Source organism: Nonomuraea sp. NPDC052129 (genome assembly GCF_040680095.1).
GTDB lineage: Bacteria > Actinomycetota > Actinomycetes > Streptosporangiales > Streptosporangiaceae > Nonomuraea.
The window spans coordinates 439,199-462,915 of record NZ_JBFAVX010000001.1 but is presented as its reverse complement, the minus strand read 5'-3'; the positions used below and the strand labels follow the sequence as shown (position 1 = coordinate 462,915).

18 protein-coding genes and 1 pseudogene are annotated in these 23,717 nt (G+C 70.8%); 9 read left to right on the top strand and 10 right to left on the bottom strand.

Translation table 11 applies throughout. The features are described from left to right. Positions 1 to 83 precede the first annotated feature (83 nt). Positions 84 to 3,230 (bottom strand): isoleucine--tRNA ligase, encoded by a 3,147-nt coding sequence (gene ileS / locus AB0L53_RS02120; protein ID WP_363989007.1) that lies wholly within the window; start codon positions 3,228 to 3,230, stop codon positions 84 to 86. A 439-nt stretch (positions 3,231 to 3,669) separates the two neighbouring features. Here ileS and AB0L53_RS02115 point away from each other — a divergent pair, with 439 nt between their 5' ends. Genes AB0L53_RS02115 through AB0L53_RS02105 form a run of 3 tightly spaced genes read left to right on the top strand, consistent with a single transcriptional unit; the run spans position 3,670 to position 5,526 of the window. After that, positions 3,670 to 4,059 (top strand): TraR/DksA C4-type zinc finger protein, encoded by a 390-nt coding sequence (locus AB0L53_RS02115; protein ID WP_357945428.1) that lies wholly within the window; start codon positions 3,670 to 3,672, stop codon positions 4,057 to 4,059. Then, the gene (lspA, locus tag AB0L53_RS02110) at positions 4,023 to 4,604 is read left to right on the top strand and encodes a signal peptidase II (RefSeq protein ID WP_363989004.1); all 582 of its coding nucleotides are present in this window, start codon (positions 4,023 to 4,025) and stop codon (positions 4,602 to 4,604) included. The genes AB0L53_RS02115 and lspA overlap by 37 nt, the downstream gene beginning before the upstream one ends. Beyond that, a complete protein-coding gene (locus tag AB0L53_RS02105) occupies positions 4,597 to 5,526 on the top strand; it encodes an RluA family pseudouridine synthase (protein WP_358181066.1) in 930 nt (309 codons plus the stop codon). The genes lspA and AB0L53_RS02105 overlap by 8 nt, the downstream gene beginning before the upstream one ends. A gap of 31 nt (positions 5,527 to 5,557) precedes the next feature. On the opposite strand, the gene AB0L53_RS02100 is transcribed toward AB0L53_RS02105, so the two are convergent. From AB0L53_RS02100 to AB0L53_RS02075, 6 genes are read right to left on the bottom strand one after another with little or no spacing between them, the layout of a single operon-like run. After that, complete coding sequence (locus AB0L53_RS02100) at positions 5,558 to 7,000, bottom strand: serine/threonine-protein kinase (protein WP_363989000.1); 1,443 nt, start codon at positions 6,998 to 7,000, stop codon at positions 5,558 to 5,560. A 10-nt stretch (positions 7,001 to 7,010) separates the two neighbouring features. Further along, positions 7,011 to 7,322 carry an AzlD domain-containing protein gene (locus AB0L53_RS02095; protein WP_357641961.1) on the bottom strand — a complete coding sequence of 104 codons (312 nt, stop codon included), beginning with the start codon at positions 7,320 to 7,322 and terminating at the stop codon, positions 7,011 to 7,013. Further along, complete coding sequence (locus AB0L53_RS02090; RefSeq protein WP_363988997.1) at positions 7,319 to 7,981, bottom strand: AzlC family ABC transporter permease; 663 nt, start codon at positions 7,979 to 7,981, stop codon at positions 7,319 to 7,321. The genes AB0L53_RS02095 and AB0L53_RS02090 overlap by 4 nt, the downstream gene beginning before the upstream one ends. 11 nt (positions 7,982 to 7,992) lie before the next feature. After that, a complete protein-coding gene (locus tag AB0L53_RS02085; protein WP_363988994.1) occupies positions 7,993 to 8,859 on the bottom strand; it encodes an AraC family transcriptional regulator in 867 nt (288 codons plus the stop codon). Continuing rightward, positions 8,856 to 10,523 carry a serine/threonine-protein kinase gene (locus AB0L53_RS02080; RefSeq protein ID WP_363988991.1) on the bottom strand — a complete coding sequence of 556 codons (1,668 nt, stop codon included), beginning with the start codon at positions 10,521 to 10,523 and terminating at the stop codon, positions 8,856 to 8,858. Before AB0L53_RS02080 ends, AB0L53_RS02085 begins: the two co-directional genes overlap by 4 nt. A gap of 10 nt (positions 10,524 to 10,533) precedes the next feature. Continuing rightward, positions 10,534 to 12,282 (bottom strand): protein kinase, encoded by a 1,749-nt coding sequence (locus AB0L53_RS02075; RefSeq protein ID WP_363988988.1) that lies wholly within the window; start codon positions 12,280 to 12,282, stop codon positions 10,534 to 10,536. Positions 12,283 to 12,568: 286 nt separating this feature from the next. Between AB0L53_RS02075 and AB0L53_RS02070 the strand changes: the two genes are divergently transcribed. Continuing rightward, positions 12,569 to 13,567, top strand: coding sequence for a chorismate mutase (locus tag AB0L53_RS02070; protein ID WP_363988986.1), 999 nt, complete (start codon positions 12,569 to 12,571; stop codon positions 13,565 to 13,567). On the opposite strand, the gene AB0L53_RS02065 is transcribed toward AB0L53_RS02070, so the two are convergent. Further along, positions 13,564 to 14,640 (bottom strand): SGNH/GDSL hydrolase family protein, encoded by a 1,077-nt coding sequence (locus AB0L53_RS02065; protein WP_363988984.1) that lies wholly within the window; start codon positions 14,638 to 14,640, stop codon positions 13,564 to 13,566. The genes AB0L53_RS02070 and AB0L53_RS02065 overlap by 4 nt on opposite strands. 153 nt (positions 14,641 to 14,793) lie before the next feature. Between AB0L53_RS02065 and AB0L53_RS02060 the strand changes: the two are divergent. The 3 genes and pseudogenes from AB0L53_RS02060 to AB0L53_RS02050 all read left to right on the top strand — a co-directional run. Beyond that, a pseudogene (locus tag AB0L53_RS02060) lies at positions 14,794 to 15,889 on the top strand (PHP domain-containing protein); the annotation flags it as partial. Positions 15,890 to 16,025: 136 nt separating this feature from the next. Then, on the top strand, positions 16,026 to 17,255 hold the full coding sequence (locus AB0L53_RS02055) for a transposase (protein WP_363988982.1): 1,230 nt from the start codon (positions 16,026 to 16,028) through the stop codon (positions 17,253 to 17,255). 242 nt (positions 17,256 to 17,497) lie between these two features. Then, positions 17,498 to 18,865: an amidase gene (locus AB0L53_RS02050; RefSeq protein WP_363988979.1), complete on the top strand. Its 1,368-nt coding sequence runs from the start codon at positions 17,498 to 17,500 to the stop codon at positions 18,863 to 18,865. Between the two features lie 26 nt (positions 18,866 to 18,891). On the opposite strand, the gene AB0L53_RS02045 is transcribed toward AB0L53_RS02050, so the two are convergent. Next, positions 18,892 to 19,401, bottom strand: coding sequence for a hypothetical protein (locus AB0L53_RS02045; RefSeq protein WP_363988976.1), 510 nt, complete (start codon positions 19,399 to 19,401; stop codon positions 18,892 to 18,894). Positions 19,402 to 19,464: 63 nt separating this feature from the next. Here AB0L53_RS02045 and murA point away from each other — a divergent pair, with 63 nt between their 5' ends. Further along, complete coding sequence (murA, locus tag AB0L53_RS02040) at positions 19,465 to 20,775, top strand: UDP-N-acetylglucosamine 1-carboxyvinyltransferase (RefSeq protein WP_357945456.1); 1,311 nt, start codon at positions 19,465 to 19,467, stop codon at positions 20,773 to 20,775. A gap of 58 nt (positions 20,776 to 20,833) precedes the next feature. Beyond that, positions 20,834 to 23,233 carry a transglycosylase domain-containing protein gene (locus tag AB0L53_RS02035; protein WP_363988973.1) on the top strand — a complete coding sequence of 800 codons (2,400 nt, stop codon included), beginning with the start codon at positions 20,834 to 20,836 and terminating at the stop codon, positions 23,231 to 23,233. Here the strand turns inward: AB0L53_RS02035 and ybaK are convergent. Beyond that, on the bottom strand, positions 23,214 to 23,708 hold the full coding sequence (gene ybaK, locus AB0L53_RS02030; protein ID WP_363988971.1) for a Cys-tRNA(Pro) deacylase: 495 nt from the start codon (positions 23,706 to 23,708) through the stop codon (positions 23,214 to 23,216). The genes AB0L53_RS02035 and ybaK overlap by 20 nt on opposite strands. Positions 23,709 to 23,717 lie beyond the last annotated feature (9 nt).

Below are 23,717 nucleotides of genomic sequence, written 5' to 3'. Positions count from 1 at the left end.
CGCCGCCAGGCGCGTAGCCCGTCAGCTGAGTGGGACGCGTCCGAGTGACACGTCCCACCCCAGTCAAAACCCCATACGGCTCGTCAGGCGCGGCGCAGCTGGAACGTCAGCCCCAGGTCCGTCTCCGAGTGCGACGGCAGCCCGTCCTCGGACCCCTCCGTGACGGTCGTGGCGAGTACTTCCTCCGCCACCACCTGCCACCCCGACCGCAGCGCCTGGGCCAGGTCCGGGTCGGAGGCCGACCACCACAGGGAGATCCGGTCCGTGATGGTCAGGCCCGTCGACTTGCGGGCCTCCTGGACCAGGCGGATGACCTCGCGCAGCAGACCGGCCCGGCGCAGCTCGTCCGTCAGCTCCAGGTCGAGCGCCACCGTCTCGCCGGTGCCCGTGTCGACGGCGCCGGTCTCGACGGCCCAGCCCGAGCGCGGCTGCTCGGTGACGATCACGTCGTCCGGGCCGAGCGAGACCGCGCCGAGCTCCGGTACGTCCACCGTGACAGAGGCGCCGGAGCGGAGGGTGGGCGCCAGGGAGGCGGCCTCCGCCGCGCCGACGGCCGCCGCCACCAGCTTGGTCTGCGAGCCGAACCGCTTGCCGAGGGCCCGGAAGTTGGGCTTGACGGTGTAGGACACGAGATCGGCGCTGAAGCCGGACATGTCCTCGAGAGCCTGGACGTTCAGCTCGTCGGCGATCAGATCCCGCAGTTCGGACGGGAGTGAGGGCCAGCCGTGCGCCCCGACCAGGGCCCGGCCCAGCGGCTGCCGGGTCTTGACGCCGGAGGAGGCACGGGCCGAGCGGCCCAGCTCGACCAGCCGTCGTACCAGCGCCATCCGCTCCGACAGCGTGGGGTCGAGCAGGTCCTCGCGTACGGCGGGCCAGGAGGTCAGGTGTACGGAGGAGGGCGCGCCCTCGCCGCGCAGCACGTCCCACAGGTAGTCGGTGACGAACGGCGCGATGGGCGCCATCAGCCGCGTGACCGTCTCCAGGCACTCGTACAGCGTCGCGAACGCGTCCGCCGATCCCTGCCAGAAGCGGCGGCGCGAGCGGCGCACGTACCAGTTGGACAGGTCGTCCAGGAACTCGGCCAGCCGGCGCCCGGCCCGCTGGGTGTCGTACTCGTCCAGCGCGCCGGTGACCTCGGCCACCGTGCGGTGCAGCTCGGCCAGCGCCCAGCGGTCGAGCAGCGGCCGCTCGGCCGCGGGGGTCGCCTGCGCCAGTCGCTCGGGTGTCCACGACTCGGCGTTGGCGTAGAGGGTGAAGAACGAGGCCGTGTTCCAGTACGTCAGCAGGACCTTGCGGACGATCTCCTCAAGGGCGTTGTGTCCCACGCGGCGGGCCGCCCACGGCGAGCCGGAGCAGGCCATGAACCAGCGCAGCGCGTCGGCGCCGTGCTCGTCCATCAGCGGCATGGGCTCCAGGATGTTGCCCAGGTGCTTGCTCATCTTGCGGCCGTCCTCGGCCAGGATGAGCCCGAGGCAGAGCACGTTCTCGTAGGACGACTGGCCGAACACCAGCGTGCCCACGGCCATCAGCGAGTAGAACCAGCCACGCGTCTGGTCGGTGGCCTCGCAGATGAACTGCGCCGGGTAGAGGCCCTCCGGCTTGCCCCGCTCGCCCCACTGGGCGAACGGCATGGACCCGGAGTCGTACCAGGCGTCGATGACGTCGGGCACGCGGCGGGCCTCGGCCGAGCAGGTCGGGCAGGGGAAGGTGACGTCGTCGACGTACGGGCGGTGCGGGTCGAGCGCGGAGACGTCGCGGCCGGCCAGCGTGCCCAGCTCCTCCATCGACCCGACGCACGTCACGTGGGACTCGTCGGCGGAGCAGACCCACAGCGGCAGCGGGGTCCCCCAGTAGCGCGAGCGCGACAGCGACCAGTCGACGTTGTTGCGCAGCCACTCGCCGAACCGGCCCCACTTGATGGTGTCGGGGTACCAGTTGGTCTTGGCGTTCTCGGCCAGCATCTGGTCCTTGACCGAGGTGGTCCGGATGTACCAGGAGGGGAGCGCGTAGTAGAGCAGCGCCGTGTGGCAGCGCCAGCAGTGCGGGTAGCTGTGCTCGAAGTGAGTGCCGCGGAACAGCAGGCCGCGGGCCCGCAGGTCCTCGGTGAGGCCCTCGTCGGCGTCCTTGAAGAACTGGCCGCCGACCATCGGCACGTCGTCGAGGAAGCGGCCGTCGGGGCCGATCGGGTTGACGACCGGCATGTCGTAGCGCTTGGTCACCGCCAGGTCGTCGGCGCCGAACGCCGGAGCCTGGTGGACCAGCCCGGTGCCGTCCTCGACCGTCACGTAGTCGCCGAGCACCACGTAGTGGGCGCCGGGGATGTCGACCAGCTCGAACGGCCGCGTGTAGGAGGTGTGCTCCAGATCGCGGCCGGTGAAGCGGGCGACCTCGGTGGCGCCCTCGCCGAGCACCGACAGCAGCGGCTCGGCGACGACCAGCACCTCGCCGTTCGTCGTACGGGCCGCGACGTAGGTGACCTCGGGATGTACGGCCACGGCGGTGTTGGAGACCAGCGTCCACGGCGTCGTCGTCCACACCAGCAGGGCGGCGCCGAGCTCGCTCAGCGGGCCGGAGGTGACGGGCATGCGCACGTAGACCGATGGGCTGGAGACGGTCTCGTAGCCGCCGGGCTGGCCCAGCTCATGGTCCGACAGGCCGGTGCCGCAGCGCGGGCAGTAGGGGGTGATGCGGAAGTCGCGGAACAGCAGGCCCTTGTCGAAGACGACCTTGAGCGACCACCAGACCGACTCGATATAGGACGGGTCCATGGTCCGGTAGGCGGTGGACAGGTCGATCCAATAACCCATCCGCTCGGTCATCTGCTCGAAGGCGTCGACGTGGCGCAGCACCGACTCGCGGCATTTGGCGTTGAATTCCGCGATGCCGTACGCCTCGATGTCCTTCTTGCCGCTCAGGCCGAGCTCCCGCTCGATGCCGACCTCGACCGGCAGGCCGTGGCAGTCCCAGCCCGCCTTGCGCGGCACGCTGAAGCCCCGCATCGACTTGTAGCGGGGGAACAGGTCCTTGAACACCCGGGCCTCGACGTGGTGGACGCCGGGCAGGCCGTTGGCGGTGGGCGGGCCCTCGTAGAAGGTCCAGGAGGGGTTGCCGTCGTTCTGCTCGACGGAACGCTCGAAGATCTTCCCGTCCCGCCAGCGATCGAGGACCTCGCGCTCGAGCGCGGGCAGGTCGACCTGCGCGGGAAGAGGGCGGAAAGAAGGGGAAGACATCTCGGGCGGGCCTCCACGCGATCACTGACTGACAGGTGAGCGTGAAGGGACGAAGCCGTGCGGCCCCGCGGTACCACCCTTCTTGGCCTCGTTGAGGCCCTCTTCGTTTGGGCTGCGGCCGGGTCTAGTGAGCTCGGGAGAGCCGTTCTTCCGGCGGCTCCGGGGTGATGTCCGTCACAGACGGGCCCCATCAACGCCTTGCAGCTTCACACCATAACGCAGAGTGGCCCGCAAAGCTTCCGGGTTCGCGTTCGGCAGGTAGTGAACTCGTAAACCACGACAAAGTTGTGGGAATGGGCCCCTCTGAGGAGGAGTTGAACGAGCGGGGCGGGATATTACGGGAGAGGTAAATCGTCCGGCGGGTCGTTTGCTGTTCTGTTATGGGGGACCTAAGCTGCCCGCACCATTTACGGCCTTGTTCCAGCATGGGGAGGTAGCCATGGCGCCAGTCACGCAGACCGCTACACCGTCGATGTGGTCTGAGGAGGAGCTCGCCGACGTCCGCGGCCGGCTGCAGAGCGAGATCGACGAGCTCAACACCGACATTCTTCGCCATGAGTCCGAGATCGCCTCGGGTGACGTCACCCAGGGGGCCGGTGACGACCAGGCCGACGCGGGTGCCAAGACGTATGAGCGCGAACGCGAGATCGCCCTTACCCTGAATGCGCGCGACCTCGTCGCGCAGAACGAACGTGCGATCGCCCGGATCGACGCAGGGACCTATGGAGTGTGCGAATCGTGCCACAAGCCGATCGGCAAGGAACGTCTGCAGGCGTTCCCGAGGGCGACGCTGTGCGTGGCCTGCAAGCAGAAGGAGGAGCGCCGGTAGGGGGGCGGCGCGGCCGCCTCTTCGCGGTCCTCGTCGTGCTGGCGGTCGTGATCTACGCGACCGATCTGATCACCAAGACGCTCGTCCTGCGGACGCTCGAGGGCAAAGCGCCCATGGTGGTCATCCAGGACGTACTGCAGTTCCGGGTGATCTTCAATTCCGGTGCCGCCTTCAGCATCGGCACCGGAATGACGATCATCTTCACGTTCATCGCGGCGGGTGTGGTGGTGGCCATCCTCCGCACGGCCCGCAAGATGCGCAGCCTGCCGTGGGCGATCACGCTGGGGCTGCTGCTCGGCGGGGCGCTGGGCAACCTGACCGACCGGCTGCTGCGCTATCCGTCCGGGATCGGCAGGTCCGTGCAGTTCCAGGGGCACGTGGTCGACTGGATCGAGGTGCTGCCCGGACACTTCCCGGTGATCGACTACTTCCCGGTGTTCAACGTGGCCGACTCGGCGATCGTCTGCGGCGGGATCCTCGCGGTGATCCTGGCCTGGCGGGGCTACCAGATCGACGGCACCAGGGAGGGTGGCAAGCGTGGCTGACCAGCGTAGCCTCCCCGTGCCCGACGGGCTGGAGGGCGAGCGGCTCGACGCCGCGATCTCGCGCCTGTTCGGCTTCTCCCGCACCCGCGCCGCCGAGCTGATCGTCGCGGGCGAGGTGCTCGTGGACGGGCACGCGCCCGCCAAGTCCGACCGGGTGCACGCGGGCGCCTGGCTCGACGTGACCCTCCCTCCACCGGTCAGTACGCCCATGCCGGTCGCCGAGCCGGTGCCCGGCATGTCGATCGTGTACGAGGACGACGACATCGTCGTGGTCAACAAGCCGATCGGGGTGGCCGCCCACCCGACCGTCGGCTGGACCGGCCCAACCGTGATCGGCGGCCTGCTCGGCGCCGGCCACACGATCGCCACCAGCGGCGCGGCCGAACGGCAGGGCATCGTGCACCGGCTCGACGCCAACACGACCGGCGCCATGGTCGTGGCCAAGAGCGAGCACGCCTACTCCCACCTCAAGCGCGCCTTCAAGGAGCGCACGGTCGACAAGCGCTACCACGCGCTCGTACAGGGACATCCCGACCCGTTCAGGGGCACTGTCGACGCGCCCATCGACCGGCACCCGTCGGGCGACGGCCGGTTCGCCGTGGTCGCCGGGGGCAAGCCGTCGGTCACCCATTACGACACCATCGAGGCGTTCCGGGCGGCCTCGTTGCTGGACATCAAGCTGGAGACCGGCCGTACGCACCAGATCCGGGTGCACATGTCCGCACTGCGTCACCCGTGCGTGGGCGACCTGATGTACGGCGCCGACCCGACGCTCGCCGCCCGGCTGGGCATCACCCGGCAGTGGCTGCACGCGGTGTCGCTCGGCTTCGAGCACCCGAGCTCGGGCGAGTGGCTGACGTTCACCACCGACTACCCCGCCGACCTCCAGCGGGCCCTGGACGCCGTGCGCGACGAGTCCTGACGGGCGCCCTTCCCCAATGCGTGGCGGCGTCCTAGCCGGCGTTGTCGGCCGGAGGGACGTCGACGGGCTCGTCGGGCTCGTCGGTGGCCTTCGCCGAGGTCTTGGTGCTCTTCTTGGGGGTCTTGCTCTTGGTGGGCGTGGCCGAGGGCTTCTTCGTCGGCTCCTTCTTTTTCGTTGGCTCCTTCGTGGGCTCCTTCTTCGTCGGCGTTCCGGTCGGGGCCGGGGTGGGCTCGCCGGTCCGGTCGCTGGAGGGCGGGGCGCTCTGCCGTACCTGGTTCTGGTTGGTGGTCGGCTCGTGCGTCTCTGTCACCGTCTGCGTGGGCGTCGCCGTGGGGGTCGGACCCGAAGGGTGGACGCTGGTCGTACGCACCACGGCCGGGACCGTCGTCGCCGGCTGGCGGGCTTGGGACTGCCGGTTCGTCCACCACGCCGCGCCCGCGGTCAGGACGACGAGGGCGAGCGTGCCGGCCGCGACCGCGGTGAGCGGCGGTCTGCGACGCCTCCCGGATGGCGCCGGGTCCACGTCGGGTTCCGCCGCCGCGGCGGGCGCGGCCATGGCTCCCGGCCCCATTATCGCGCCCGTCTGCGGCATCGGGTCCCGTTTGGGCACCGTGGGCGGCGCCGGGACGTTCACCGGCGCGGTCTCCTCCGGAGAGCTGCCGATCAGCAGTCGGTGGATCCGGTGCTCGGCCTCGTCCAGCGCCATCCGCTCGGCCGGGTCCTTGCGCAGCAGCCCGAGGATGACCGGGGCCAGCATGCCCGCGCGGGCCATCGGGGCGGGCTCGGAGTGCAGCACCGCGCCCAGCGTGGCCAGCGCGTGGGGGCGCTGGAACGGCGACTGGCCCTCGACGGCGTAGTACAGCGTCGCGCCCAGCGCCCACAGGTCCGAGGCGATCTGGGCCTCACCGCCGGCCGCCCGCTCCGGCGCCATGAACGCGGGCGTGCCGAGCAGCACCCCGGTCCTCGTGACGGGCGCCTCTCCCTCGGTGGTGGCGATGCCGAAGTCGGTGAGCACCGCCCGGCCGTCCGAGGTGAGCAGCACGTTGTCCGGTTTGACGTCGCGGTGCAGAACCCCGGCGGCGTGCGCGGCCCGCAGCGCCTCCAGTAACTGCAGCCCGATGTCGGCGGCCTCGGCCGGTGCCATCGGGCCGTCCTCGCGCACCATTTCGCCGAGGGTGCGCGAGTGGACGAGCTGCATGACGATCCACGGGTGGCCGTGCTCTTCGAGCACGTCATAGACGGTGGCGACGCCGGGATGCGCCACCCGCCCCGCGGCTCTGGCCTCGCGGAAGGTACGCACCGAGAAGACGTCTCGCTCGGGGTCGGTCAGGTCAGGAGGGGGATGGATCTCTTTGACCGCCACGTCTCGGCCGAGTACTTCGTCGTGGGCCTGCCAGACGGTTCCCATCCCACCCTGGCCGATGGTCCTGATCAGTCGGTAACGTCCGCCGACCAGCAGCGCAGAATCGGACATGCTCCGCCGTCTACCCGATAAAAACCCGGACAAGCGCGGTCACTATTGCTGCTGTCGCCAGAATCACCAGGAATGGGGCGCGCAGCAGGAGCGCGACCACGGCCGCGCCCAGCCCTGCCGTGCGGGCGGCGTCGAAGTGGAGCTCGCCGTGCTCGGTGAACATCTGCACCGCGATCAGGGCGGCCAGCAGCGCCACGGGCACGAGTTCGGCGAAACGGCGGACCCGGGGATGGTCGAGCACCCGGCGTGGTGCCGCCAGCCCGGCCAGCTTGAGGGCGTAACACCCGGCGCACACGGCCGCGATCGCCCACCACAGCGTCATCGGACCAGCACCGCCAGAACGACGACCGCCGACAGCAGCACCGGCACGCCCGGCGGGAAGAACGGCGTGGCGCAGAGCGCGACCGCCGCGCCGGCCAGCGCCAGCCACCTGAGCTGGGCGCTGCCCGTCAGGCGCGGCCACAGGATGGCCAGGAAGGTCGCCGGGCCGACCGCGTCCAGGCCCAGCGCACCAGGATCGCCCAGGAACGACGTGCCGAGCGCTCCGGCCAGCGTGGTGAGGTTCCAGGTGACGTACAGGCTGGCGAAGGTGGTCGCGAACGCCGTGCGTGCCGCCTCGGGCGAGGGCTGGGCGAGCGTGACGGCGGTGGTCTCGTCGATCACCCCTTGCGCGGCGAGGAGGCGGCGCGGGCCGTGCATCTGGAGCAGGTCGGCCAGGCGCAGCCCGTACAGGGTGTTGCGGCCGCCCAGCAGCAGCGCGCCCGCGGCGGCCGCCACCAGGTCGCCGCCCGCGCCCACCGCTCCGGCCAGCGCGAACTGCGAGGCGCCGGTGAAGGCCAGCAGGCTCAGTACGCACGCCTGCGCCACGCTGAGGCCCGCGGTGATCGCCGCGGCGCCGAAGGCGAGCCCGGACAGCCCCACGGCCAGGCCCACGCCAAGACCGTCCCGTATTGCGGCGGAACGGTGTGTTGTCTGTCCCATGAGATGTGAGGCTAGGTGAAGAGGAAATCGCCGGTCTTGTACGTTCCTGCTGACCGTTGGTAGGCCGCGGGTGGCACGCCCACGATGCGTTTGAAGTGCCGGTTCAGGTGGGCTTGGTCGGTGAAGCCCAGTTCGGCGGCCACCTGCGCCGGCCTTACGCCCGAGTCCAGGAGCCGGCGGGCCCGCTGGATCCGCATGGAGATCAGGTAGGCGTGGGGCGGCAGACCGGTCGCGGCCTTGAACGCGCGCAGCAGCGGGAACGGCCGCGCCCCGACGGCCTGCGCGAGATCGTCCAGGGACGGCGGGTCCTCCAGGCTCTCGTGCAGGACCTCCAGCGCCTCGGCGACCGCTCGTCCGCCTTCGGCGGGCAGGACGGCGGACGGGCGCGGCGTGGCGTGCCGGATCAGCAGGCGGGCGAAGAAGCCGCGCATCAGCGACGAGGCGGCCAGCGCGTCACCGCGCTCGGCGGCCCGGTGCGCCCGGCCGAGCAGCACCGCGACCGCCTGGTCCCGCACCACCTGCTCGGGGAAGTACGGCGTCGTGTACGGCAGGCCGAGCTCGGCCGCGAGCCCCGAGAGCGCCTCCACCGAGGGGTAGAGCATCCGGTACGACCAGCCGTCCGCCGTGCCCGCCTGGCCGGTGTGCACCGCGTCGGGGTTGACCAGCACGACCTCGCCCGCGCCCGCCCGGTGCAGGTCGCCGCGGTACTCGAACTCCTCCACGCCGTCGAGGATGAGCCCGATCGCGTAGCCGTCGTGCACGTGCCGGGTGAAGCGGTGGGTGACGTAGTGGGCCTTGAGCAGGTCCAGCTGGGGCAGCGCCGGGTGGCGCCAGAAGCGCGCCCGCTCCTTCGCCGCCTCGTTCACTGGATCGTTCACTGGGGCCTGAACGTTTTGACGAACTCGTCGAAGTAGTGCCGGTCCTGGTCCCAGCGTGAGTCGGTCGTGTCCCAGTAGAGCGCGAAGTAGCGGCCGCCGGCGGTGCGGAAGCCGCGGTTGATCACGTGGATCAGCGTGCTGCCGCGCAGCCTGGTGAACTCCCAGTCGGCGGCCGGCCGGCCGAGGTAGGTCGTGGCCCGGATGCCGATCCGCTTGTAGCGCTCGAACTCCCCCTTGACCTGGATCTCCTTCTCCAGCTCCACCCAGCGGCGCTCGGGGTCGTCCGTGGGCTTCTCAGGGGCGGTCCACTCGACCATCATCTGGCCCGGTGCGTCGGGGCCGGTGATGGTGATGCTGGCCCTGTTGGGGTCCTTCTTGGCCTGCCAGCCCTTCGGGAGGCCGATCGAGAAGCGCCCGGTGGAGTTGACCAGCCGGCGCCAGCCGTCGGGCAGGAGCGGCGGGGTGGGGGTCGGGGACGGCTCGGCGGTGCGGGTGGGGGATGGCGTCGTCGTCCCGCTGGAGGTGGGGGTCGGAGTGGCGCTGGGGGCGGGGGTGGACGTGCCGGTGGGGGACTGCTGGGAGGTGACGACGTACCAGCCGCCCGTGCCCAGCGCCGCGACGGCGATCACGACCGCGGGCACGGCCATGAGCCACCCGCGCCGACGGGCCCGTACGGGCATGGTCCCCGCGGGCCCGAATCCGCCGGGTACCTGGGTTCCCGTGGGCTCGAATCCGCCGGGTACCTGGGTTCCCGCGGACGCGAATCCGCCGGGTACCTGGGTTCCCGCGGACCCGAACCCGCCGGCTACCGGGCCGCCGGGTTGCGGCGTCTGAGGTCCGGCGTATCCGTACACCATGGGTTCGGCGGCGGCGGTCCGCAGCAGGTGGGCGGCCTCGTCGGCGGGCATCCTCGCGGTCGGGTCCCGCTGCAGCAGGCCCATGATCACCGGGCCGAGCACGCCCGCCCTGACCGGCTGCCCAGGCAGGTCGCGCAGCACCGCCGCGACCGTCGCCGCCCACGAGTCGCGCTTGAACGGCGGCGCGCCCTCGACGGCCGCGTACAGCGTCGCGCCCAGCGACCACAGATCGGACTCGGGCCGGGCGGGCTCGCCGTTGAGGCGTTCGGGCGGCATGTAGGCGGGCGTGCCCACCAGGCCACCGGTGGCGGTCAGACCGGCCTCGGCCTCCAGCGAGGCGATGCCGAAGTCGGTGAGCACCACCCGGCCGTCATCGGCGAGCAGTACGTTCTCGGGCTTCACATCGCGGTGCAGCACCCCGGTCGCGTGCGCGGCCCGCAGCGCGTCGAGCACCCTGCCGCCGATCGCCGCGGCCTGCGCGACCGGCAGCGGACCGTGCTCGCGGATCACCTCGGCCAGCGACCGCGAGCGGATCAGCTGCATGACGATCCACGGGCGGCCGCCCTCCTCGACGACGTCGTGGATGACGATCACCGAGGGGTGGTCGAGGCGGCCCGCCGCCCTGGCCTCCCTGATGGTCCTGCGATTGAGCTCGGCCCGCTTGTCCTCACCGACGCCGGTGTAGCGGACCTCCTTGATCGCTACCGTACGGTCGAGCAGCTCGTCGTAGGCACGCCATACCACGCCCATCCCGCCCTCGCCGAGCGGTTCGATGAGCCTATATCGGTTACTGACCTGCCTTTCCACGCGGGGAAGCCTACTTGGCTGCCGGGGTGAAGGTCGCGGCGAACGTGTCGAAGAAGTGCTTGTCCTTCTTCCACCTGCTCTTGAGGTTGTGCCAGTAGATCGCGTAGCCGCGGCCGTTGGCGATGAAGCCACGGTTGCGCACCCTGGTCGGGCCCGTGTTCGTGTTCCAGGTGAAGTCCCAGTCGGCGGCCGGCCAGCCGCGGTAGTCGACCGCCTTGATGCTGAGCTTCTTGTAGCCGCCCAGCCCGATGGTCTTGTCCTGCTTCTTCCAGTCCGCGACGGGGTCCTTGCCGGGGCTCGACGTCATCTCGAACAAGATGAAAGCGTTGCTGCCCGCACCCTCGCCACGGAAGGCGATCTGTCTGCTGTTGTGCCGGTACCTCGTCCAGCCCTTCGGCAGCGCGACGGAGAACTTCAGCTTCTTGTTCGTGTACTTCCTCCAGCCGTCGGGCACCGCGGCGGCCGTCTCGGTGGGCTTCGCTGTCGGCGTCGGTGTCGGCGCGGCGGACGGGCTGACGGACGGCGTGGCGGATGGAGCCGCGCTGCTCGGCGTGGTCTTCGGCGGGTCGGCGGTCGCCGCGGGCGGCTTGGCCGAGTCCTTGACAGGAGGCGTGACGGACGCGGACTTCGTCCCGTCCTCCGGGCTGTCCTTGGCCGAGCGCAGGCCGAGATAGCCGCCCAGGCCCGCCACGAGCACGACCGCGACGATCACGCCGACGATCGGGCCCCACCGTCGGCCGTCGGGCCGGACGGCGTTCTGGGTGGACTGGGGAGGCTCCTCGGAATGCGCGCCGGTCGCCGGGGTGAGCCGCGCACCGGTCTCGGGCGGGGCGGCGGCGGCCGCCGCCAGCAGGTTGGGGTCGGTCGGGGTCTCGTCCACGGCCGGCGGGATCACCGCGGTCGGCGCGGGCGCGGACGCCGAGGACTTCCGTGACCGTTGCTGCGTGATGACGGCCCGCAGCAACTCCCCGGTCTCCTCGTAGCCGAGGCGCTGCACCGGCTCCTTGGTCAGCAGGCCGCTGATCACGCCGCTGAGCGGCCCGGCGTGGGGAGCCGGGTCCGGTTCGTCGGTTAATACGGCGTGCATGGTCGCGAGCGCCATGCCGCGCTCGTGGGGCGAGCGGCCTTCCACCGCCGTGTAAAGGGTCGCGCCGAGCGACCACAGGTCCGACTCGCGCCGCGCGGGCAGCCCCTTGAGCCGCTCGGGCGCGATGAACGCCGGAGTGCCCGCCAGCCCCGTCACCGTGAGCTGCGTCTCCGTCTCCAGCGTCGCGATGCCGAAGTCGGTGAGCACCACCCGGCCGTCATCGGCGAGCAGTACGTTCTCCGGCTTGACATCCCGGTGCAGGACGCCGGACTCGTGCGCGCGATGCAGCGCGTCGAGCACGGCCAGGCCGATCTCGGCCACCCGCTTGGGCGGCAATGGCCCATCCTGCTTGATCACTGCTCCCAGGGAGCGTGACTGGACGAGCTGCATGACGATCCAGGGCCGGCCGTCCTCCTCGATCACGTCGTGTACGACGATCACGTTCGGGTGCTCGAACCTGGCCGCTGCCCTCGCCTCACGCATCGTGCGCCGGTTCAGCAGCTGCACCTCGTCACCCAGCGCGGCGGCGTATCTGACCTCCTTGACCGCGACCGTGCGGTCGAGAAGCTCGTCATGGGCTCGCCAGACGATGCCCATGCCACCCCTGCCGATGGGTTCCTGCAGCTGGTAACGACCGGCGATGCGGCGTCCGTCCCGCTTGCGATCCGACATCAACGGCCTCGTACCCTCCTCTAGGCCAGGAAATACTCCCATAGCGAGGGATCAACGGCGACTCGCCTGAAGGCTAGTCCGCTATGTGAGAGGGGGAGTCCAGCAGGTGGAGGGCCGGTGTAAAGTCTAGACATGACTTGTCGCTACGCGTTTACCGAGCCGGCTCCGGGAGGGCCGGTCGTCGGCTAGCGACCACCCGGAGTCGGCAACAGGCAGAGACGCCATCGTCTCTGCCTTTTTGATTTCCTGCCGGTTCCAGGGGAGCCGGCCGATGTGGGGAGCCGAGATGTCATCGACCTTGGAACGGCACGTGGTGACCGTGGGCGGCCTGCGGGTGGGCGACGGCCCGGCGGTGGTGATCGACCGCCGGATCAGCCTGCGCGGGCCGGGCGGCGCGACCGGGCTGGGCACGACCGGGCTGGGCGGGGCGACCGGGCCGGTCGGGCCAGGCGGGGCGACCGGGCCAGGCGGGGCGAACGCGTGGGACCGGGTGGAAGCCCGGCGTGACGGGGTGACGCTGGTCGAGCCGGGTTCGGCGGCCGACCTGCCGGCGATCGCCGAGGCGGCTGACGGCGTGATCATCGGGGCGGCGTGGACGCGCGACATCCCGCTGGTGCGGGCCGTGGCCGGGTTGGGCCTGCCGGTGGTGGTCGAACGCCGGGCGTCTGCGACGCTGGAGGAGTGGCTGGGGCTGGCCGACTACTGCGCCCTGGAGTGCGACGACCGGGTGATCCTTTGCGAGACGGGACGGCTGGACCTGGGGCTGCTGCGGGCCGCGCGGGCGGTGTCGGGGCGGCCGGTGCTCGCCGACGTGAGCGCGGACCTCGGGCTGTCGGCGGCGGCGGTGGCGGCGGGCGCGGACGGCCTGATCGTGGGCGGCCCTGTTGGGGGTGACACCCTTCAGACAGAAGAGCACGGGGAGGCCGATGTGCGGCTGGCCGAGGAGGCGGTGTCGCTCGTCGGAGCGCTGGTCCGTCCCGAGGCGCCCGCCACGCTGCCCGAGTGCAGGCAGGCGATCGACCGGGTGGACGCGGCGCTGGCCACGCTCCTGGAGCGCCGCGCCGCGCTCGCCGGGATCGTGCAGACCCTCAAGCCGGTGGGCGGCTTCGCGGGCCGCGACATGGCGCGCGAGCGCGCGCTCGTGGCCCGGATGGCCGAGCACGCCCCCGAGCTGGGCGAGGCCCGGCTGGTCCCCATCATGAACGCCGTCATAGAGGCGGGCCTGAGCCTGGCCGAGGAACGATCGGCCAATGGCGGGCGCCGCCGGCCGGAGACGACGGGCTAGAAGCGGCTGTCGCCGGTGCTCGGGGTCGTGAGGTGGAAGTTGTTCATCGGGCGCCCCGGCCCGGCGGCGATCCGGGCGTTGATCAGCTCGGCGAACCGCCGGTAGCCCGCGCCCGTCGGATGGAAGCTGCGGCTGTTGACGACGAACTCGTCCAGGTTCAGCGCCAGCCCGTTCACGTACGGGTCGGGCCGTCCCACCTCGTGCCCGGCGAACGCGTCATAGGCGTCCACGTACTCGACGCTCCCCGTCCCCCCGAACGCCACGATCTCCCGGTCGAACTCCCCGGCCACCCGCGCCACGACGTCGTTCAGCTGCCGCGTCATGCCGTTGAGCCACCGCTGGTCCTCGACGGTCAGGTTGTCGACCCCGTCCGGGGGCGCGGCGGGGAACGGCCGGGGATAGCCGAGCACGATGATGCGCGCGTTCGGCGCCCGGCTCCTGAGCTCCCGCAGCACCTTCGTCATGCTGGGCCGCAGCCCCGCGATCCGCTTGGCCACCTCCGACTGCTGGTCGACGCACGCCGAGGACCAGGGCAGCTTGACGATGCAGCCGGTGAGCACGCTGGTGAACCCGGCGTCGTTGCCGCCGATGCTGAGCGTCACCAGACTGGCGGCCGCGTCCACGCGCTCGATCTGCGGCTGCTGGCCGTACTGGCCGGAGAAGAGCTGGCGGGTGGTGGCGCCGCTGCAGGCCCAGAAGGCGCTGCCGCCGCCGAACCGGTGGGCGCCCGCGACGAGCGGGACGTAGGAGCCCGGCGAGCGGTGGCAGCGGTCGGCGCCGCTGTTGATCGGCCGCGCGGCGCGGTCGTACACACCCTCGCCGGAGGAGTAGGAGTCGCCGAGCGCCACGTACGTGCCGCTCTGCGCGGCCTGTACCGGCGACAGGCGGGTCAGGACCGGGAGCCGGCCGGGCGACGGCCCTCCGGCGGGGCAGCCCGCGCCGATGGTGGCGCAGGCGAGCGAGGTGTACAGACCCAGGGGAGCGCCTGCGAGAGCGAGCGTGGCGCCGAGCAGAGCGGCCGCGGCGATCTGGACGATCTTCCCTTTCGTCCCGTTCAGCGCGGCCTCCCCCAAGCGGTGACAACTCCGCCAGGAAGCTTAATCGACCGGTGATCGTCGCGACCTGACTTCATGGTGAGGACGCCCGTTCCGTACGACTCCAGGACTGTCGGTGGCGGCTACTAAAGTCGGAGCGCACGCCACGATGCAGATGGGAGGCGCCGCTCCATGTCGTCCAGCGACTCGTTCGTGCATCTGCATGTCCATACCGAATACTCGATGCTCGACGGGGGCCGCGCGCCTGGAGCAGTTGGTCGGCCGGGCCGGCGAGCTGGGGATGCCGGCGATCGCGATCACCGATCACGGCAACCTGCACGGCGCCTACGACTTCTACCGGCGGGCCACCGCCGCGGGCCTCAAGCCGGTGATCGGGACCGAGGCATACCTGGCGCCGGAGTCGCGCCACACCAAGCAGCCGGTGCTGTGGGGCGAGCCGCACCAGCGACGCGACGACGTCTCCGCGGGTGGCCACTACACCCACCTGACGATCTGGGCGCGCGACAAGATCGGCCTGCACAACCTGATGCGGCTGTCCTCGCGCGCCTACACCGAGGGTTTCGTCCGCAAATGGCCAAGAATGGACGCCGAGATCCTCGCCGAGCACGCCGATGGGCTGATGGCCACCACCGGCTGCCCGTCGGGCGAGGTGCAGACCAGGCTGCGGCTCGGCCAGTACGACGAGGCGCGGGCCGCCGCCGCGAAATATCAGGAGATCTTCGGCAGGGACAACTTCTTCCTGGAGATCATGGACCACGGCCTCGACATCGAGCGCCGGGTCCGCGACGGGCTGAGCGCGATCGGTCACGACCTCGGCCTGCCGCCGCTGGTCACCAACGACTCGCACTACACCTACGCCTCCGACGTCGCCTCCCACGACGCCCTGCTGTGCGTCCAGACCGGCAGGCAGCTGTCCGACCCCGACCGGTTGCGCTTCGACGGCAGCGGCTATCACCTCAAGAGCGCCGACGAGATGCGCGCGGTCGACTCCTCCGACCTGTGGGCCGAGGGCTGCCGCAACACGCTGCTGGTGGCCGAGAGGGTCGATCCGACCGGGTTCTTCGCGTTCAAGAATCTGATGCCGGTCTACCCGGTCCCCGAGGGAATGACCGAGCGGGAGTTCTTCCGTAAGACGGTCTGGGAGGGCCTGGACCGGCGCTGGCCGGAAGGCCTCGACGAGGAGCATCGCCGCCGGGCCGCGTACGAGATGGGCGTCATCGAGCAGATGGGCTTCCCGAGCTACTTCCTCGTGGTCGCCGACTTCATCTGAATGGTGGCGCGGAGACCTGGTCCTTCAGGGCCGGGAGGGAGCGCCACCCCTCCTTTCGAAAACAGTATGGAAAATCTCGGTCACGTTCGGTAATGTGTGCGGTGGGTGAGGCCGCTGTGACAGGAGGTGTGCGATGGCGATCCGCCGCTCCGCCACCAAACGCAACGGCCTGCCCACGGTCGTGCAGTTGCGGCTCACACCCGTCCCGGCCCAGACTGAGGCGCTGGCGGCGGCGGTGCTGTTGTGTAATCAGGCGGCCACCGTCGTGTCCCGGCTGGCGTGGCAGCACCGCTTCTTCGCGGTGGTGGAGTTGCATCGGCTGGCCTATTACGAGGTGCGCGGGCAGGTGGCTGGGCTGGGTGCGCAAGCGGCCGTGCGGGCGATCGCCCGGGTCGCCGGCGCGTACGCCAACCGGCGCGCTTCCAAGAAACGCGCTCACATCTTCCGCCCGTACGGCGCTGTCCCCTATGACGCCCGGCTGATGAGCTTCAACCGGGACGCCCGCACGGTGTCGCTGTGGACCCCCTCCGGCCGCGTCACCGTCTCCTACACCGGTCGGCTGGAAGACCTCAAGGCCGTGGACGCGTTGCCGGTGGGCGAGGCCGATCTGGTCTGCCGACGCGGCGTGTGGCTCCTGCAGGTCACCCTCACCCTGCCCCAGCCGGTGGTGTCTGAGCCGGTCGACGGCTTTGTGGGGGTGGATCAGGGGGTGGCGAACCTGGCGGTCACCTCCGACCGGGTGGTGCTGCCCGGCCCGGCTTTGCCGGGGCCGGTCGGCGGCAACGGCCACGTCCGCACTCTGCGGGAGCGGCGCCACCGCCAGCGTCGCCGGCTGCAGGCCAAGGGCACGCCCGGGGCGCGGCGGGTGTTGCGTCGTCTGTCCGGGCGTGAGCATCGGATGATGACCGACCTCAACCACCAAATCAGCACGTACGTGGTGCGTGAAGCCGAACGCACCGGCCGCGGGGTCGCCCTGGAGGATCTGCAGGGTATCCGCGGGCGGGTAAGGGCTCATCGGTTCCAGCGGCGCACCCTGCACGGTTGGGCGTTCGCCCAGCAGATCGCCTTCACCCGCTACAAGGCCGCGCGGGCCGGGGTCGCCTTCGTGCTGGTCGACCCCGCCTACACCTCGCAGGCGTGTCCGGAGTGCGGGTGTGTGTCCAGGGCGAATCGGCCGGCGCGGGGCCGGTTCGTCTGCACCAGGTGTGGCCTCGCTGGGCACGCCGACCACATCGCGGCCCGCAACATCGCCACACGCGGCGCTGCGGGCTGGGCTGTCATCAACCAGCCACACGCTACCGGCCTCCCTTCCGCCAGACGGGACCGTGAGAGCAAACCACCAGATTCAACCGGTGGTAGTTGATCATGTGGGCCAAGGAGAACGGCATCCGAGTCGGTCCGGGCCGAGGACGGGCTCCGGGTGGCACCGTCGGCGGCGCTGATGGGCGACCTCAAACAGCTCCTCGGTCCTGCCTGTCTGGGGGTGTGAGCGGCGACCGGACGGTGACCGCCTCTGCGCGTGAGCGGCAACCGGATGGTGACCGCCTGGGCGCGTGAGCGGCAACCGGATCGTGGCCGCCTGGAGATGTGAGCGACAATCGGATCGTGACCGCACCGCACTACCTGACCGCGACCGAGATGGCCCACCTGGTCAGGACCCGCCAGGTGAGCGCCGTCGAGCTGCTCCAGGCTCACCTCGACCGCATCGAGCAGGTCAACCCCCAGGTCAACGCCATCGTGACACTGGTCGCCGAGCAGGCGCTCGACGCGGCCAAGGCCGCCGACGCCGGTGCGGCGACGGGGCCGTTGCACGGGGTGCCGGTGGCGCACAAGGACCTCGTCGACACCAAGGGCATCCGCACCACCTACGGATCGCCGATCTACGCCGATCATGTCCCCGACAAGGACGACGTGATCGTGGAGCGGCTCAGGTCGGCCGGGGCGATTCTCGTGGGTAAGACCAACACGCCGGAGTTCGGCACCGGCTCCCACACGGTCAACGAGGTGTTCGGGGCCACCCGCAACCCCTACAACCTGTCCAGGTCCGCCGGGGGCAGCAGCGGCGGGGCGGCGGCGGCGCTGGCGTCCGGGATGGTGCCGCTCGCCGACGGTTCCGACATGGGCGGGTCGCTGCGCAACCCGGCCTCGTTCTGCAACGTGGTGGGGCTACGGCCGACGCCGGGCCGGGTGCCCGCCCTGTCGGACCAGGCCGCCTGGTACACGCTCTCCGTTCAGGGGCCGATGGCCAGGACGGTCGACGATCTGACCCTGATGATGTCGGTTATTTCGGGATTCGATGCTCGTTCTCCGTACTCGATCACCGAGGACTTCACCCCCGACGAGCGGGATGTCGCCGGGCTGCGCGTGGCCTGGAGCCCCGATCTGGGCGGGCTGCCGGTGGACCCCGAGACGGCGGCGGTCACCGCGACGGCGCCCGGCGTGTTCGAGCGGCTCGGCGCGCGCGTCGAGCAGGTCGAGCTGGACCTGTCGGACGCCGATGACGCCTTCCGTATCTACCGGGCGTGGTACTACACGCTCGCCTTCGGTGAGCTCGACGGGCTGGGCGCCAACACCGCCTGGAACGTCGAGCAGGGCCGCAAGCTCACCGGCGCCGACCTGGCCAGGGCCGAACGCCTGCGCAGCGGCCTCTACCACCGCATGGCGGCCTTCTTCGACATCTATGACGTGCTGATCGCCCCGGTCAGCCAGGTGCCGCCGTTCCCCGTCGAGCACCCCTACGTGAGCGAGATCAACGGGGTCAAGCTGCCCGACTACCTGGCGTGGATGCGCTCCGCGTACTGGATCAGCGTCCTGCACGCGCCCGCCGCGTCGGTCCCGGCCGGATTCACGCCGTCAGGGCTGCCGGTCGGCGTGCAGATCATCGGGCGGCCGTTCGCCGACGCCACGGTGCTGCGCGTGGCCCGCGCCTTCGAGCGGGCCACCGAACACGGCCTGCGCCGCCCACCCCTCTGACCCAGCAGGCTCTTGAAGGGCGGCAGTCAGCCGATCCCGTACGGCTTGCGCAGCGGCGACTCGCGATACCCGTGCATGCCCTCCAACAGCCCGAAGAAGCCCACCGCGACCAGCGGCCAGGACACGATCACGCCCGTGGCGGTCAGTGCCAGCGACCCGGGGACGACCTTCACCCCGGGCTCGGCCGCGGCCTCCACGGCCACCACGCCGAACGTGAACGTCGAACCCACCCAGAGCGTGAGGAACGCCGCCAGCAGCCCGCCGACGCCGAGCCCCAGCAGCACGGCGAGCTGGTGCCGCCGGCCGAGGAACCACGCGAGCGCCCCGCAGGCCAGCCCGAGCCCGCCGGTGATCACCGCGTACCATCCGTCGGCGGCGATCAGCGCCTGCGTGGTCGGGTCCGCCAGCACCGGCCCCTGCGCCGTGACCTGGTACGGCGCGCGGGGGGACAGGTGGGACCACAGCAGCCCGGCCAGCACTGCCAGAGCGGCGAGGATGAGGACAGTAACCGCAAATGCGCGAACATGCCTCGCCACGCCGCTCCCCCTCACATTTACGTCTTAATCAGGTCGATCGTATCTCCCGGCTAGGCTCGCTTCGTGATTGAAGACAAGGTCTGGCTGATCGAACCTTCCGGTCCCCTCAGGGGTGACGTCGAAGTACGCGGCTCCAAGAACGCGGTGTCCAAGCACATGGTCGCCGCCATGCTGGGCACCGGGGAGAGCACCATCCACAACGTCCCCGAGGTCGGCGAGGTCGGCATCACGGCGGCGATGCTCGACGCGCTGGGCATCAACGTGGAGATCACCCGGACGGAGATCCGCATCGGTCAGGGGCCGGAGATCAGACCGCGGGTGCCCGACGCGTTCACCGGGCTCAACCGCATCCCGATCCTCATGCTGGGCCCGTTGCTGCACCTGGCGGGGGAGGCGTTCGTGCCGCTGGTCGGCGGCGACCCCATCGGCCGGCGGCCGGTGAACTTCCACGTCGAGGCGCTGCGCGCGATGGGCGCCGAGGTCGAGGTGGGCGACACCGGGATCTTCGCCAAGGCCAAGCGGCTGAACGGAACCCGGCTGGAACTGCCGTATCCGAGCGTCGGGGCGACCGAGACGATCCTCATGTCCGCGGTGCTGGCCGAGGGCAAGACCGTGGTGAAGAACGCGGCGATGGAGCCCGAGGTCGTGGAGCTGGCGCTGTTCCTGCAGCGGATGGGTGCCAGGATCGAGCTCTCGCCCGACCGCAGGATCGTCATCGAGGGCGTGGAGCGGCTGCACGGCGCCTCCATCTGGCTCGCGGGCGACCGCATCGAGGCGTTCTCCTATCTCGCGGCGGGCTTGATCACCGGCGGCGAGGTGCGGGTGCACGGCTGCCCGCAGGACCGGCTGGTCACCGCGATCACCACGCTGGCCAGGATGGGCGCCCAGTTCGACATCAACGACGAATACCTGTGCGCCACCGCGCCGCCCGAGGGGCTGCGCGCGGCGGCCGTGCAGACCGACACGCATCCCGGGTTCATGACCGACTGGCAGACGCCGCTCATGGTGCTGTTCACGCAGAGCCAGGGCATGTCGGTGCTGCACGAGACCGTCTTCGAGAACCGCCTGGTGTACGTTCCGGCGCTGCAGAAGATGGGCTGCGAGATCGAGGTGTTCGATCAGTGCCTGGGCGGCCCGGCCTGCCGCTACCACGACACGAACGCCAGGCACTCGGCCGTCGTACGAGGCGTGTCACAGCTCAAGGGCGCGGACGTGACACTGCCCGACATCCGGGCCGGATTCTCGGCCGTGCTGGCCGCCGCGGTGGCGGACGGGACCTCGACGCTACGCGGCGTCAACCACATCGAGCGCGGCTATCACCAGCCGTTCGAGCAGTTCGCGTCACTTGGTCTGAATATCCGCAGACAACAGTAAAGACGCGCGAGGCCGGTGTTTGCCGATGCTCTCCCGGCCGCAGATCAACTGAGTGACTGTGCTCAGATCCGTCGGCGTGCTCGCCGTGGCCGGGGCGATCGGCGGGGTCCTGGCGGCGGCGCTGGCCGCCCCGGTCGTGACCGGGGCGGGCCTGTCCGCCAAGAACGTCGCCACGACGTTCGTCGACCTGCCGCCCGCCCCTCGTGAGGAGCCGCTGTCCCAGGTGACCCGCCTCCTCGACCGGAACGGCAAGCAGTTCGCCCAGTTCTACGAGGCCAACCGGACGACGGTCCGGCTCGATCAGGTGGCGCCGGTGATGCGCAAGGCGATCGTGGCCATCGAGGACGCCCGGTTCTACGAGCACGGCGGTCTGGACGTCAAGGGCACGATCCGGGCACTGCTCACCAACACGCAGGCGGGCGGGATCAAGCAGGGCGGCTCGTCCCTCACCCAGCAACTGGTGAAGAACATCCTGGTGGAAGGCGCCCGAAGCGACGCCGAGCGCGACCGGGCCCGCGCGCCCAACCTGGCCAGGAAGATCACCGAGCTGCGGTACGCGCTGGCGATGGAGGAGAAGTACCGCAAGGACGAGATTCTTGAGAAATATCTGAACATCGCGTACTTCGGCGCGGGCGCACATGGCGTCGAGGCGGCGGCCAGGCGGTTCTTCTCGACCACGGCCGCCCGCCTCACCTTGACCCAGGCGGCCACGCTGGCGGGGGCGGTGCGCGTGCCGTACTCGACCGACCCCTCGCTGGGTGACAAGCACCTGGTCCGGCTGCGGCAGCGGCGCGACATCGTGCTGGACCGGATGGCCGAGGTGGGCGCGATCTCGGCGCAGGAGGCGGCCGCGGCCAAGCGGACCGGCCTCGACCTCAAGCTCCATCCGGAGCCCGGCGGCTGCGCCCAGAGCAGCTACCCGTTCTATTGCTATTACGTTCAGCGGGAGCTCCTGACCAACCCCGCCTTCGGCAACACAGCCGCCAAACGGCAGGCCAGAATGAGCACGGGCGGTCTGGTGATCCGTACGAGCCTCGACCCGGTGGCCCAGCGGGCCGCCGAGCACGCCATCCGGCAGCGGGTGCACCCCGACGACACCCAGGTGGCCGCCGAGGCCATGGTCGAGCCGGGCACCGGGCGGATCATGGCGATGGCGGCGAGCAAGCGCTTCGGCCGCAACCCGGGCAACAAGAAGAACGGCGCCAGGACCACCTTCAACCTGCCGGCCGACATGACGCACGGCGGCGGGATGGGGTTCCAGGCCGGCTCCACGTTCAAGGTGTTCACCCTGGCCACGGCGCTGAAGCAGGGCTGGCGGTTCGGGGACGGGTTCCAGACCCCCGGCGAGCTGACGCCCGATCAGGGCTATCGCGACTGCCGGGGCCGGCGCGTCAACGACCCGAAGACGACCATCTACAACGCCTCCGGCGAGGGCGCCGGCGGCCCGCACAGCCTGGAGACCGGTACCTGGAAGTCGGTCAACATCTTCTACATGATGCTGGAGCGCAAGGTCGGCCTCTGCAACGTGGTCACGACCGCCAAGGCGCTGGGCATCTCCCGCGCCGACGGGACGCCGCTGCGCGAGGTGCCCACGTTCACGCTCGGGGCCAACGAGATGGACCCGGTGACGGTGGCGGCGGCGTTCGCGACGTTCGCGGCCAGGGGGAGGTACTGCCGGCCGCTGGCGATCGTGGAGATCACCGGCCGGGCCGGCGAACGCACCCAGGTGCCGCCCGCCTGTGAGGAGGCCCTCGACCGGCCGGTGGCCGACGCGGTCAACTGGGTGCTGAGCGGCGTCTTCACCGAGGGCACCATGCGCGGCCAGAGCATCGGCCGTCCCGCGGCGGGCAAGACGGGCACGAACAACGGCTACACCTCGGCGTGGTTCGCCGGTTACACCCCGGACCTGGCGGCCGCGGTCAGCGTCGGGGACATCAGGGGCGCTTACCGCTACCCCCTGCAGAACGTCCAGATCGGCGATGAGTACTACGGCTCCGTGCAGGGCGCCTCGCTACCGGGCCCGATCTGGGTCGACTCGATGCAGGAGGCGCTGAGCGACACCGCCCCGTCGGGCTTTCCCCGTCCCGACATGTCCCGCTTCGGCGGCGGCTTCACTCCGGGCCTGAAGGAGGCGCTGGAGGCGGAGGCGAAGGCCCGTCACGAGCACGAGCGGTTCGCCCGCGACAGGCGCCGCAAGATCACCCACCGCGGACGCTTCACGTTCATGGAGCGATGGAACCGCCGGGACTTCCGGGAACCACGACATCGCCGTGACGCCCTGGAAAGGCGTCCCAGTGCCGCCCTGGAACCTCGGCGTCCCGAGGACACCCGAGACCCCCGGCGTCCCGAGGACGTCATGGAACCTCGGCGTCCCGACGACGTCTTGGGACCGCGGCGTCCCCGCGATTTCCTGGAGCCGCGTCATCGCCGCGACAGGATCAACCGGCACTTCCGATAGCGGCGGTGACGGCCCCCGTCAGCGAGATCAGGTTGGCGGGGGCGGTCTCGATCTGCAGCCCCCGCTTGCCGGCGGAGAAGTAGATCGTCCCGAACTCCAGCGCCGACGCGTCGACCACGGTCGGCAGCCTCTTGCGCTGGCCCACCGGGCTGATGCCGCCGACCACGTAGCCCGTGACGCGCTCGACCTTGGCCGCGTCGGCCATGGCCGCCTTCTTGCCGCCGAGCGCCGCCGCCAGCGCCTTGAGGTCGAGCTTGCCCGAGACCGGCACGACCGCAACCGCGAGCGCGCCCTCCACCTCGGCCACCAGCGTCTTGAAGATCCGCTCGTGCGGCACGCCGAGCGCGTCGGCGGCCTCTTCGCCATAGGCCTGCGCGTTGGCGTCGTGCTCGTAGGGATGAAGGGTGAACTCGGCCTTGGCCTTCGTCAGCGCCACTGTGGCCGGAGTGCCCCCTTGGGCTTTCGCTTTGCTCACAGGATGCCA